Annotated in this window: 11 protein-coding genes; 9 read left to right on the top strand and 2 right to left on the bottom strand. The window is 57.0% G+C overall.

Going from position 1 to position 13,170, the window contains the following annotated elements; genetic code table 11:
* On the top strand, positions 1–429 hold a 429-nt coding region (locus RX972_RS16915), incomplete at its 5' end, for an IS3 family transposase (protein ID WP_316877294.1).
* Between the two features lie 248 nt (positions 430–677).
* On the opposite strand, the gene recN is transcribed toward RX972_RS16915, so the two are convergent.
* Positions 678–2,351, bottom strand: a complete 1,674-nt coding sequence (gene recN, locus RX972_RS16910; protein WP_099268121.1) for a DNA repair protein RecN — start codon at positions 2,349–2,351, stop codon at positions 678–680.
* Positions 2,352–2,624: 273 nt separating this feature from the next.
* Here recN and grpE point away from each other — a divergent pair, with 273 nt between their 5' ends.
* The 5 genes from grpE (at position 2,625) to carA (ending at position 8,920) form a co-directional block, all read left to right on the top strand.
* Complete coding sequence (grpE, locus tag RX972_RS16905) at positions 2,625–3,188, top strand: nucleotide exchange factor GrpE (protein WP_027900309.1); 564 nt, start codon at positions 2,625–2,627, stop codon at positions 3,186–3,188.
* A gap of 103 nt (positions 3,189–3,291) precedes the next feature.
* On the top strand, positions 3,292–5,211 hold the full coding sequence (gene dnaK, locus RX972_RS16900) for a molecular chaperone DnaK (RefSeq protein WP_316877292.1): 1,920 nt from the start codon (positions 3,292–3,294) through the stop codon (positions 5,209–5,211).
* Positions 5,212–5,535: 324 nt separating this feature from the next.
* Positions 5,536–6,675 carry a molecular chaperone DnaJ gene (gene dnaJ / locus RX972_RS16895; RefSeq protein WP_027900311.1) on the top strand — a complete coding sequence of 380 codons (1,140 nt, stop codon included), beginning with the start codon at positions 5,536–5,538 and terminating at the stop codon, positions 6,673–6,675.
* Positions 6,676–6,687: 12 nt separating this feature from the next.
* On the top strand, positions 6,688–7,491 hold the full coding sequence (gene dapB, locus RX972_RS16890) for a 4-hydroxy-tetrahydrodipicolinate reductase (RefSeq protein ID WP_316877289.1): 804 nt from the start codon (positions 6,688–6,690) through the stop codon (positions 7,489–7,491).
* 292 nt (positions 7,492–7,783) lie between these two features.
* Positions 7,784–8,920 (top strand): glutamine-hydrolyzing carbamoyl-phosphate synthase small subunit, encoded by a 1,137-nt coding sequence (gene carA, locus RX972_RS16885; protein WP_316877287.1) that lies wholly within the window; start codon positions 7,784–7,786, stop codon positions 8,918–8,920.
* Here the strand turns inward: carA and RX972_RS16880 are convergent.
* Positions 8,917–9,072: a hypothetical protein gene (locus tag RX972_RS16880; protein ID WP_176469917.1), complete on the bottom strand. Its 156-nt coding sequence runs from the start codon at positions 9,070–9,072 to the stop codon at positions 8,917–8,919. The genes carA and RX972_RS16880 overlap by 4 nt on opposite strands.
* On the opposite strand from RX972_RS16880, the gene carB reads away from it, so the two are divergent.
* The 3 genes from carB to RX972_RS16865 are packed head-to-tail and all read left to right on the top strand — an operon-like array spanning position 9,053 to position 13,168.
* Positions 9,053–12,274, top strand: coding sequence for a carbamoyl-phosphate synthase large subunit (gene carB, locus RX972_RS16875; protein ID WP_122705479.1), 3,222 nt, complete (start codon positions 9,053–9,055; stop codon positions 12,272–12,274). The two genes, RX972_RS16880 and carB, sit on opposite strands and share 20 nt — an antisense overlap.
* Entirely contained in the window at positions 12,271–12,747 is a 477-nt protein-coding gene (greA, locus tag RX972_RS16870; RefSeq protein WP_099268117.1) for a transcription elongation factor GreA, read from the top strand. The genes carB and greA overlap by 4 nt, the downstream gene beginning before the upstream one ends.
* A complete protein-coding gene (locus tag RX972_RS16865; RefSeq protein WP_316877282.1) occupies positions 12,725–13,168 on the top strand; it encodes an MFS transporter in 444 nt (147 codons plus the stop codon). The genes greA and RX972_RS16865 overlap by 23 nt, the downstream gene beginning before the upstream one ends.
* Positions 13,169–13,170 lie beyond the last annotated feature (2 nt).

Genomic DNA, 13,170 nt, shown 5'->3' with positions numbered 1-13,170 from the left:
GTGTACCTGGCGGTGGTCATGGACCTTTTCTCGCGCAAGATCGTGGGCTGGGCCATGGCCCCTCATATGCGAGCCGAACTGGTAATCAGCGCCATGCAATTGGCTATCGCTCAACGCCAGCCTGAGCCGGGTTTGATCGTCCACTCGGATCGAGGCAGTCAGTACGCAGGAGCGGCTTATCAGGCGCTGCTGACCCGCAATGGAATGCGTTGCAGTATGAGCCGCAAGGGTAACTGCTGGGACAACGCGGTTATGGAGCGCTTCTTTTTGAACCTGAAAATGGAGCGTACCTGGAGGAAGGATTACGCCAACCACGCCGAAGCGATAAAGGACATCACGGACTACATCGTGCGGTTCTACAACGAGGGGCGATTGCACTCGAAACTGGGCTATGTGCCGCCCAATCAATATGAGCGGCAAGCAGCCTGACAATCACCGATTGAGGTGTCCGGAAAAAGTTGACCACTGCAGTGAAAAGGTGTTGGGGGCTGAGGGCACTGAATATGTGGGAGCGAATTCATTCGCGAAGACGGCATTCCTTCCGACGCAAATGTGGCGGATGTGCCGGCCCATTCGCGAATGAATTCGCTCCCACGGGATAACCATTTCCCGCAGCTCGCAGTGACCTTTGAGACCGAATTATTCGGGAGTTTGGTCCTGTACTGAAGCGACAGCCATCAGCTCTTGGCTGTCACCACCATTTTCTTCGCATGGGCCAGAGACTCTTTCGTCAGGTCGATCCCGCCCAACATCCTCGCGACTTCTTCTATACGTTCGTTCTTGCTCAGTTTTGAAACAGCAGTGCGCGTGGCTTCGCTGTCGCGGACCTTGTGAACAAACAGATGCTGATGCCCCTGCGCGGCGACTTGTGGCAAGTGCGTCACGGTCATGACCTGACCGCGATCACCCAGGCGACGCAATAGCTGGCCAACGATCTCGGCCGTTGGGCCGCCGATCCCGACATCCACTTCGTCGAATACCAGCGTCGGAACTCGAGATGTCTGCGCGGTGATCACCTGAATGGCCAGACTGATCCGGGATAGCTCGCCGCCCGAAGCCACTTTTGCCAATGCTTTGAGCGGTTGGCCCGGGTTGGCGCTGACCAGCAGCTCAACCTGTTCAAGGCCGTTGGGCAGCAATTCTTTCTCGGGGTTGGCCTTCAGCTCGATGCTGAATCGCCCGCCCGGCATGCCCAAGCGCTGGATTTCATGCTCCACGGCAGCTGCCAGTTCCGGCGCTGCGCGATGGCGCAGGTCGCTCAATTCCCGGGCCTTTTCCTTATAGTGACGGGCGAACGACGACAATTCATTTTCCAGTCGCTCGATTGCTTCGTCGTTGGCATTCAGTGTTTCGATTTCGTCCAGTAGCTTCTGTTGGAGCGTCGCGACTTCAGTCGGCTGGATGCGATGCTTGCGCGCCAAGGTGTAGATCGCGTCCAGACGTTCTTCAAGGTGCTGCAGGCGCGCAGGATCGGCGTCGAAATGATCCAGGAAGCGATTGAGCTCACCAACGGCTTCTTCTACCTGAATCTGTGCACTGGACAGCAGATTGGTCGCTTCGCTCAGGGCGGTCGGCGAGTCGTTGACGCTGCCCAGGCGATGCAGGCTGGCAGTCAAGGCATTCAACACATTGCCAGAATCGTTTTCACTGCACTGCTCGACAACCTGACGGCAAATGCTCAGCAGGCTCTCGGCATTGGTCAGGGTTTTCTGTTCTTGCTCAAGTTGCTCCAGCTCGTTTTCACCGAGGCTAAGGCTTTCCAGCTCTTCAAGCTGATAGCTCAGCAACTGATGACGTGCACGTTGCTCGTCGCCGGAGTTGGAGAGCCTGTCCAGTTCCTGGCGGGTCTGGCGCCAGCGTTGGGCAGCCAGTTGTACCTGGCGAGCCAGATCAGTCGCGCCCGCGTATTCGTCTAGCAGGCGTCGATGGGTGTCGGTCTTGAGCAGAGACTGATGCTCGTGCTGGCTGTGAATGTCGATCAGCAGTTCGCCCAGTGCCTTCAAGTCACCCTGGGGGCAGGGCGTGCCATTGATGTAGGAGCGCGAGCGTCCCTCGGCCGTAATGACCCGGCGCAGGATGCACGGACCGTCATTGTCCAGGTCGCGCTCCTTGAGCCAGGCCTGTGCTTCAGGAATGTCGATCAGGTCGAACGTCGCGAGAATGTCTGCCTTATCTGCGCCGGGGCGAACCACGCCGCTGTCGGCTCTGTCGCCCAGGGTCAGGCCAAGGGCATCGAGCATGATCGATTTGCCTGCCCCGGTCTCACCGGTGATTACGCTCATGCCACGGTCCAGCTCGAGATCGAGGTGTTCAACGATGGCGTAGTTATGTACGGAAAGGTGCACCAGCATGGAGTGGCTCCCAGGCGATAAGTCTGGTTATTTATACAGTGTTTTATTTGTCGATGACAATGCCCGGATTTAGCTCGATTCGTTCGGCGATACGCTTTTTTTAGTCCATTTGGCGATTTGTTCAAGTGCGATAAGGACTTGGCTTTGGCCGGAAGGTTTGTGAGGACTTTTGTCGATTCGCTGAAATCTGCTCTTGAAGCTGAAAATTCCGCTCCCATATAGGTGGGCAGAAGCGCGATTTGAGCTCGCGGACGTACTTGAAAGGAGAAATCTATGGCTGACGAACAGAATCTGGATGCGCAGACCCAGGACCAGGCTGCCGAAGCAGTCTCCGGTGAAGAATTGGTAACCCGCGTGCAAGTGCTCGAAGAGCAACTGGCCGCGGCACAGGACCAGTCCCTGCGTGTGGCTGCGGATTTGCAGAATGTCCGCCGCCGTGCAGAACAGGATGTAGAAAAGGCTCACAAATTCGCTCTCGAGAAGTTTGCGAGTGACTTGTTGCCGATCGTGGACAGCCTTGAGCGTGGTCTGGACTTGTCCAATCCGGACGATGAAAGCATTCGTCCAATGCGCGAAGGTATCGAGCTGACGCTGAAAATGTTTAGCGACACGCTCAAGCGTTACCACCTCGAAGCGATCGATCCGCATGGCCAGCCATTCAATGCCGAGCATCATCAGGCAATGGCCATGCAGGAAAGCGCTGATGTTGAACCAAACAGTGTTTTGAAAGTGTTCCAGAAGGGCTACCAGCTCAATGGTCGTCTGCTGCGCCCGGCTATGGTCGTGGTCAGCAAGGCACCATCGCCTGTTCAGCCATCAATTGATGAGCAGGCTTGAAATCAGCTGTCTGGCCCCCATTTATAGGCCAAGCGTTTAAGAGCTACCGCAATTTGTAAACGCAGTTGCGGCAACCAAATTCAAAATTTCGGGAGATTCACAGATGGGCAGAATTATCGGTATTGACCTGGGGACCACCAACTCTTGCGTCTCCATTCTGGAAAACGGCAGCGTCAAGGTCCTGGAGAACGCCGAAGGCGCTCGTACCACGCCTTCGATCATTGCTTATGCCAACGACGGCGAAATCCTCGTCGGTCAGTCGGCCAAGCGTCAGGCTGTGACCAATCCGCACAACACGCTGTACGCGGTAAAGCGTCTGATCGGTCGTAAGTTCGAAGAAGAAGTCGTTCAGAAAGACATTCAGATGGTCCCTTACAAAATCGCCAAAGCTGACAATGGCGATGCGTGGGTTGAAGTCAACGGCAAGAAAATGTCGCCTCCTCAGATTTCTGCTGAAATCCTGAAGAAGATGAAGAAAACCGCTGAAGACTATCTGGGCGAAGCAGTGACCGAGGCGGTGATCACCGTTCCGGCTTACTTCAACGACAGTCAGCGTCAAGCGACCAAAGATGCCGGTCGTATTGCCGGTCTGGACGTAAAACGTATCATCAACGAACCGACCGCGGCCGCTCTGGCTTATGGTATGGACAAAGCGAAGGGCGACCACACTGTCATCGTTTATGACTTGGGTGGCGGTACTTTCGACGTTTCGGTCATCGAAATTGCTGAAGTTGACGGCGAGCACCAGTTCGAAGTTCTGGCAACCAACGGTGACACGTTCCTGGGTGGTGAAGACTTCGACATTCGTCTGATCGACTACCTCGTTGACGAATTCAAGAAAGAAAGCGGCATGAACCTTAAGGGTGATCCGCTGGCCATGCAGCGTCTGAAAGAAGCCGCTGAGAAAGCCAAGATCGAGCTGTCTTCGAGCAATTCGACCGACGTTAACCTGCCGTACATCACTGCAGACGCGACCGGTCCAAAGCACTTGAACGTGAAAATCTCGCGCGCCAAGCTGGAATCTCTGGTTGAAGACCTGGTTCAGCGCACCATCGAACCTTGCCGTATCGCTTTGAAAGATTCCGGTATCGACATCAGCGCGATCAACGACGTGATTCTGGTCGGTGGCCAGACTCGTATGCCGTTGGTACAGCAGAAAGTTACCGAGTTCTTCGGCAAAGAAGCTCGTAAAGACGTTAACCCGGACGAAGCAGTTGCCATGGGTGCTGCTATCCAGGGCGCAGTATTGGCCGGTGATGTTAAAGACGTTCTGCTGCTGGACGTTAGCCCGCTGACTCTGGGTATCGAAACCATGGGCGGCGTGATGACTGCGCTGATCGACAAGAACACCACGATTCCTACCAAGAAATCGCAAGTGTTCTCGACTGCCGACGACAACCAGAACGCCGTGACCATTCACGTGCTGCAAGGTGAGCGTAAGCAGGCTGGTCAGAACAAGTCTCTGGGCAAGTTCGACCTGGCTGAGATTCCACCAGCACCACGTGGCGTTCCACAGATCGAAGTGACCTTCGACATCGATGCCAACGGCATCCTGCACGTAGGCGCCAAAGACAAGGCGACCGGCAAGCAGCAGTCGATCGTGATCAAGGCTAACTCCGGTCTGTCGGACGAAGAAATTCAGCAAATGATCCGTGACGCTGAAGCCAACACTGAAGAAGACCGCAAGTTCGAAGAGCTGGCGACCGCGCGTAACCAGGGCGATGCACTGGTTCACTCGACTCGCAAAATGATCTCCGATGCTGGCGACAAAGTGACCGCTGAAGAAAAAACGTCGATCGAAGCTGCGCTGGTTGCTCTGGAAACCGCTATCAAAGGCGATGACAAAGCTGCCATCGACGCCAAAGTCGAAGAGCTGTCCAAGGTTTCTGCGCCAGTGGCTCAGAAAATGTACGCCGAGCAGACAGAGCAACCGGAAGCCGGTGCTCAGGCTGCGAAGGAAGACGCCAAGCCTGCTGACGACGTTGTCGATGCAGAGTTTGAAGAAGTTAAAGAAAACAAGTAAGCGCAGGCTCACTTGCAAGCCAGTTGACCGTTTTCGGGCGGTCGCTGGTAGGATGTCGCCGCGCGGGAGCTTGCTCCCGCGTTGGCGTGTCTGGAACAGACGAAATTTTTTCGGCCTGCGGTATTTACCGCAAGCCGGTGTGGCAAGGTCGTCATGCTCCTGCATGCGGCTTGTTCTGCCGCTTTCCCGGTCAGCCTGATCGGTGAAATGAAGACCAGGATCGTTGAATTGACGTGAGTTGGGTCCGGGCCTGTATGGGGCTCAACGAGTTTGGCAAAGCTCAGGAGGGTTTTGCCGGACGTCCTCAAGAGTGCGGAAGAATTTATGGCTAAGCGTGACTATTACGAAGTATTGGGGGTGGAGCGAGGCTCCAGCGAGGCTGATCTGAAGAAAGCTTATCGTCGTCTGGCGATGAAGCATCACCCTGATCGCAATCCTGACGATAAAGCGTCGGAAGAACTCTTCAAAGAGGCCAACGAGGCCTACGAAGTTCTGTCGGACGCCAGCAAGCGCGCGGCTTACGACCAGTACGGTCATGCTGGCGTCGACCCAAGCATGGGTGGCGGCGGTTTCGGCGGTGGCGGGGCTGGCGGTGCGAACTTCTCCGACATTTTCGGCGATGTATTCAGCGACTTCTTTGGTGGCGGCCGCGGTGGTGGCGGTGGTCGTGGCGGCGCTCAGCGCGGTAGCGATCTGCGTTACACCCTCGAGCTGAACCTTGAAGAAGCCGTGCGCGGTACCTCGGTCAATATCCGGGTTCCGACGCTGGTCAACTGCAAGCCGTGTGACGGTTCGGGTGCCAAGAAAGGTTCCTCGCCGGTTACTTGCCCAACCTGTGGCGGTATCGGCCAGGTTCGTATGCAGCAAGGCTTCTTCTCGGTGCAGCAGACTTGCCCGCGTTGCCACGGCAACGGCAAGATCATTTCCGATCCGTGCGACTCCTGCCATGGCGAAGGCCGTGTCGAAGAGTACAAGACCCTCGCTGTGAAAGTGCCGCCTGGGGTTGATACCGGTGATCGCATTCGTCTTTCCGGCGAAGGTGAAGCAGGTACGCAAGGTGGGCCTACGGGCGACCTGTACGTGGTGATCAATGTGCGCGAGCACGCGATCTTCCAGCGTGACGGTAAGCATCTGTTCTGCGAAGTGCCAATCAGCTTCACTGATGCCGCACTGGGCGGTGAGCTGGAGGTGCCAACGCTGGATGGCCGCGTCAAGCTGAAGATTCCAGAGGGTACCCAGACCGGCAAGCAGTTCCGCTTGCGTGGTAAGGGTGTGGCTCCGGTACGTGGCGGCGGTGCGGGTGACTTGATGTGCCGTGTAGCTGTCGAGACTCCGGTCAACCTGGGTCGTCGTCAGCGTGAACTGCTCGAAGAGTTCCGCTCAACGCTTGAAGGCGATAGCTCTCACTCCCCGAAAGCCACTGGCTGGTTTGACGGTGTGAAGCGTTTCTTCGGCGACTTGTAACGGGAGCAGGACATGCGACGTATTGCTGTGATGGGCGCCGCCGGGCGCATGGGTAAAATTCTGATCGAAGCTGTTCAGCAAGCGCCGGGCGCTGGCCTGACGGCGGCGATCGACCGGCCCGACAGCACGCTGGTCGGTGCTGATGCTGGCGAACTGGCTGCGCTGGGTCGTATCGGCGTTCCGCTGTCGGGTGATCTGGCCAAAGTGGCTGATGAGTTCGATGTGCTGATCGACTTCACGCACCCTTCGGTGACCCTGAAGAATCTGGCGTTCTGCCGCAAGGCCGGCAAGGCCATGATCATCGGTACCACGGGTTTCACGGCTGAAGAAAAGCAGCGCATCGCTGAGGCGGGGAAAGAGATTCCGATCGTCTTCGCCGCCAATTTCAGCGTTGGCCTGAATCTGTGCCTGAAGTTGCTCGATACCGCTGCCCGCGTGCTGGGTGATGATGTCGACATCGAAATCATCGAGGCGCATCACCGCCACAAGGTCGACGCGCCGTCTGGCACTGCGTTGCGCCTGGGTGAAGTGGTTGCCAATGCGCTGGGTCGTGATCTGGAAAAGGTTGCTGTCTACGGTCGTGAAGGCCAGACCGGTGCCCGTGATCGCCAGACCATTGGTTTCGCGACGATTCGTGCGGGTGACGTCGTGGGTGATCACACCGTCCTGTTTGCCTCTGAAGGCGAGCGCGTCGAGATCACGCACAAGGCTTCCAGTCGCATGACGTTTGCCAAGGGCGCCGTCAGGGCTGCAATGTGGCTTGAGGATCGTGAAGCGGGTCTTTACGACATGCAGGACGTGCTTGATCTGCATTGATTGATCGCTACTGATTGATCGCTACTGATTGATCGCTACAGCAGAGGCGCTGCCGTGAGATTCAGGGTTTGCGCCTCTGTTTTATCCTTCCTCGGGACTTCTGTCGCATTCCCCCGTCTTTTCGCCTCATTGGCGGTAGACCAAAAAAGCCTTTTTCTGTAAGCTACAGCTTTAGTGTGTCCACTAAAAGCGCGCAGATGATTCTATAAGAAAGCGGGGTGACGTAACTACGTCATTCCGCTTTTTTGCAACCTGCGAACGCCCTTTCAGGCTTTACTTACGGGAGGTCTTCTTGACTAAGCCAGCCATACTCGCCCTTGCTGATGGCAGCATTTTTCGCGGCGAAGCCATTGGAGCCGACGGTCAAACCGTTGGCGAGGTAGTGTTTAACACTGCCATGACAGGCTATCAGGAAATCCTTACCGATCCTTCCTATGCCCAGCAAATCGTTACTCTGACTTACCCGCATATTGGTAACACCGGCACCACCCCTGAAGACGCCGAGTCGGATCGCGTCTGGTCTGCGGGTCTGGTGATTCGTGATCTGCCGCTGGTTGCCAGCAACTGGCGCAACAAGATGTCACTGGATGATTACCTGAAAGCCAACAATGTTGTGGCAATCGCAGGGATCGACACCCGTCGCCTGACCCGCATTCTGCGTGAGAAAGGTGCACAGAACGGCTGCATCATGGCCGGTGACAACATTTCCGAAGAAGCAGCCATCGCTGCAGCGCGCGGCTTCCCGGGCCTGAAAGGCATGGACCTGGCGAAAGTCGTCAGCGTCAAGGAATCTTACGAGTGGCGCTCCAGCGTCTGGTCCCTGAAGACCGACACCTGCCCTGAGATTGCCGTATCTGAATTGCCATACCACGTCGTAGCCTACGACTACGGCGTCAAGGTCAACATCCTGCGCATGCTGGTCGAGCGCGGCTGCCGCGTAACCGTCGTTCCGGCTCAAACGCCTGCCAGTGAAGTGCTTGCCTACAAGCCTGATGGTGTCTTCCTGTCCAACGGCCCTGGCGATCCGGAGCCTTGCGACTACGCCATCCAGGCGATCAAGGAAGTGCTGGAAACCGACATTCCGGTATTCGGTATCTGCCTGGGTCACCAACTGCTGGCGCTGGCGTCCGGTGCCAAGACGGTGAAGATGGGGCACGGCCACCACGGTGCCAACCACCCGGTACAGGACCTGGACACCGGCGTTGTGATGATCACCAGCCAGAACCACGGTTTTGCGGTGGATGAAGCAACACTGCCAGCCAATGTTCGTGCGATCCACAAGTCGCTGTTCGACGGCAGCCTGCAGGGCATCGAGCGTACCGACAAAGACGCGTTCAGCTTCCAGGGTCACCCTGAAGCAAGCCCGGGCCCGGCGGACGTTGCTCCGCTGTTTGATCGCTTCATCGAAACCATGGCCAAGCGACGCTAAACGGTTGCCTTGAGAATGTGACGCGCAGCGCCGGGCTGGACCTGGATGAAACGTCCGGCGAAGACCGCCCGGTGGCTGCAAAGAAGTTCAAGACGGCTTGCCGACTGACCTACGGATTTGAGTGACAAACCCATGCCAAAACGTACAGACATTAAAAGCATCCTGATTCTCGGCGCCGGTCCTATCGTGATCGGTCAGGCCTGTGAATTCGACTACTCCGGCGCCCAGGCCTGTAAAGCCCTGCGCGAAGAGGGTTACCGCGTCATCCTGGTGAACTCCAACCCAGCGACCATCATGACCGACCCGGCGATGGCCGACGCGACCTACATCGAACCGATCAAATGGCAGACCGTTGCCAAGATCATCGAAAAAGAACGTCCAGACGCCGTGCTGCCAACCATGGGTGGTCAAACCGCTCTGAACTGCGCACTGGACCTGGAGCGTGAAGGCGTTCTGGCGAAGTTCGGCGTCGAGATGATCGGTGCAAACGCCGACACCATCGACAAGGCTGAAGACCGTTCGCGTTTCGACAAGGCCATGAAGTCCATCGGTCTGGACTGCCCGCGTTCTGGTATTGCCCACACCATGGAAGAGTCCTACGCGGTTCTGGAAAAGCTCGGCTTCCCGTGCATCATCCGTCCTTCGTTCACCATGGGCGGCACCGGTGGCGGTATCGCGTACAACCGTGAAGAGTTCGAAGAAATCTGCACCCGTGGTCTGGACCTGTCGCCAACCAAGGAACTGCTGATCGACGAATCGCTGATCGGCTGGAAAGAATATGAAATGGAAGTTGTCCGCGACAAAAAGGACAACTGCATCATCGTCTGCTCCATCGAAAACTTTGACCCGATGGGCGTTCACACCGGCGACTCGATCACTGTTGCGCCAGCGCAGACGCTGACTGACAAGGAATACCAGATCATGCGTAACGCCTCCTTGGCGGTACTGCGTGAAATCGGCGTTGAAACCGGTGGTTCCAACGTTCAGTTCGGCATCTGCCCGGACACTGGCCGTATGGTTGTGATCGAGATGAACCCGCGTGTATCGCGTTCCTCGGCACTGGCTTCGAAAGCGACCGGTTTCCCGATCGCTCGCGTCGCCGCCAAACTGGCTATCGGTTACACCCTCGACGAACTGCAAAACGAAATCACCGGCGGCAAGACTCCGGCGTCTTTCGAGCCGTCGATCGACTACGTTGTGACCAAGCTGCCACGCTTTGCCTTCGAGAAGTTCTCCAAGGCTGACGCTCGCCTGACCACGCAAATGAAGTCGGTCGGTGAAGTCATGGCAATCGGCAGGACCTTCCAGGAATCCCTGCAGAAAGCATTGCGCGGTCTGGAAGTGGGTGTCTGCGGTCTTGATCCGAAGCTGGACCTGACCAACCCGGAAAGCATGAGCACCCTCAAGCGTGAGCTGACCGTGCCGGGCGCCGAGCGTATCTGGTACGTGGCTGATGCCTTCCGTGCGGGCATGACGGTCGAAGAAATCTTCGCCATGAACATGATCGATCCGTGGTTCTTGGTGCAGATCGAAGATCTGATCAAGGAAGAAGAGAAGGTCAAGACCCTGGGTCTGTCGGCTATCGACCGCAACCTGATGTTCCGCCTCAAGCGTAAAGGCTTCTCCGATGCGCGTCTGGCCAAGCTGCTGGGTGTGACCGAGAAGAACCTGCGTACTCATCGTCACAAGCTGGAAATATTCCCGGTCTACAAGCGCGTTGACACCTGCGCAGCCGAGTTCGCCACTGACACCGCCTACCTGTACTCGACGTACGAAGAAGAGTGCGAAGCAGCGCCGACCGGTCGCGACAAGATCATGATCCTGGGTGGCGGTCCTAACCGTATCGGCCAGGGTATCGAGTTCGACTACTGCTGTGTGCATGCGGCCCTCGCCCTGCGCGAAGACGGGTACGAGACCATCATGGTCAACTGCAACCCGGAAACCGTATCCACTGACTACGACACTTCTGATCGCCTGTACTTCGAGCCGGTAACCCTGGAAGACGTGCTGGAAATCGTCCGTGTCGAGAAGCCTAAAGGCGTGATCGTGCAGTACGGCGGTCAGACGCCTCTGAAACTGGCTCGCGCTCTGGAAGCGGCCGGTGTGCCAATCATCGGCACCAGCCCTGACGCTATCGACCGTGCTGAAGACCGTGAGCGCTTCCAGCAAATGGTTGAGCGCCTGAACCTCCGCCAGCCGCCTAACGCCACCGTGCGTAGCGAAGACGAAGCGATTCGCGCAGCTGCAAAAATCGGTTATCCGCTGGTTGTTCGTCCGTCCTACGTACTGGGCGGCCGTGCCATGGAAATCGTTTATCAGGAAGACGAACTCAAGCGCTACCTGCGTGAAGCGGTTCAAGTGTCCAATGACAGCCCGGTGCTGCTGGATCACTTCCTGAATTGCGCCATTGAAATGGACGTCGATGCAGTCTGCGACGGTACTGACGTGGTGATCGGCGCGATCATGCAGCACATTGAGCAGGCGGGTGTTCACTCTGGTGACTCGGCTTGCTCCCTGCCTCCGTACTCGCTCCCGGCTCATATCCAGGACGAGATGCGCGAGCAGGTGAAGAAGATGGCGCTGGAGCTGGGCGTAGTTGGCCTGATGAACGTGCAGCTGGCGTTGCAGGGCGAAGACATCTACGTGATCGAAGTGAACCCGCGTGCCTCGCGTACCGTGCCGTTCGTTTCCAAGTGCATCGGTGTTTCCCTGGCAATGATCGCGGCTCGCGTCATGGCTGGCAAAACCCTGAAAGAGCTGAACTTCACCAAAGAAATCATCCCGAACTTCTACAGCGTGAAAGAGGCGGTATTCCCATTCGCCAAATTCCCTGGCGTTGACCCGATCCTCGGCCCAGAGATGAAGTCGACCGGTGAAGTGATGGGCGTAGGTGATACGTTTGGTGAAGCATTCGCCAAAGCCCAGATGGGTGCCAGCGAAGTATTGCCGACTGGCGGCACTGCTTTTATCAGCGTGCGTGACGACGATAAGCCGTTGGTGGCTGGCGTTGCGCGTGATCTGATCAGCCTTGGTTTCGAAATCGTCGCCACTGCCGGTACCGCCAAGCTGATTGAAGCGGCGGGCCTCAAGGTTCGTCGCGTCAACAAGGTGACCGAAGGCCGTCCGCACGTTGTCGACATGATCAAGAATGATGAAGTGACGCTGATCATCAACACGACCGAGGGTCGTCAGTCGATCGCTGATTCCTACTCCATCCGTCGTAATGCCCTGCAGCACAAAATCTACTGCACCACCACGATTGCTGCGGGCGAAGCCATCTGCGAAGCGCTGAAATTCGGTCCGGAAAAGACCGTGCGTCGCTTGCAGGATCTACATGCAGGATTGAAGGCATGATCAAATATCCAATGACTGTCCAGGGCGCGAAAGCCCTGGAAGAAGAACACGCTCACCTGACCAAGGTGGTTCGCCCGAAGCTCAGCCAGGACATTGGTACTGCGCGTGAGCTGGGTGACCTGAAGGAAAACGCTGAGTACCACGCTGCTCGTGAGCAGCAGGGTATGGTTGAAGCGCGGATTCGTGACATTGAAGGCCGGATTCAGAATCAGGTCATCATCGATGTCACAACCATCCCGCACACCGGCAAAGTGATTTTCGGCACCACCGTGGAAATCGCCAACGTCGAGACCGATGAGCGCGTTACTTACCACATCGTGGGTGAGGATGAGGCTGACTTCAAACTCGGCAAGATTTCGGTAGGTTCGCCGCTGGCCCGCGCCTTGATTGCCAAGGAAGAGGGTGACGTGGTGGCCGTGAAAACACCGGGTGGCATTATTGAGTACGAGATTGTTGAAGTCCGCCACGTTTGAGGCAAGTCGCCCGTTTTCGGCGGGCGCATTGATCTGGCAGCTTGCCCAGACGTTTTGGGTGGGCGGCATGATCTTGCTGTATCTGGCTATGCTGACGGTGCTGGACCAAACCGGTCTGGCGCCGTTGTTGATCAAGGAGCTTGCCGGTCACTCCGGTGCGTTGCTGGTCGGGGTTGCAGCGTCATGTGCAGCCCTGCAGATGGCAGTGTTGCTGGGTGTTGAGCGGTTTGCAGGTATCTGGCGGGATGTGCGCGGACAGTTATTGTTCGTCGCCATACTGTCGGCAGTCAGCTATTACAGCTTCCGGCTCTGGTTGCCGGGTGCAGTGAGCTGGCAGTTGGTGAGTTATCTGGTATTGGGAGTGTCCGGCTTGCTGCTGGTTTTGCAACCTGCACCGGGAAGCAGCACCAGGGCGCGCTGACG

This window comes from Pseudomonas syringae group sp. J309-1 (assembly GCF_032582135.1).
Lineage (GTDB): Bacteria > Pseudomonadota > Gammaproteobacteria > Pseudomonadales > Pseudomonadaceae > Aquipseudomonas > Aquipseudomonas quasicaspiana.
Note: the sequence above shows the minus strand (reverse complement) of the source record. Positions and strands in the feature narration are given on the sequence as shown.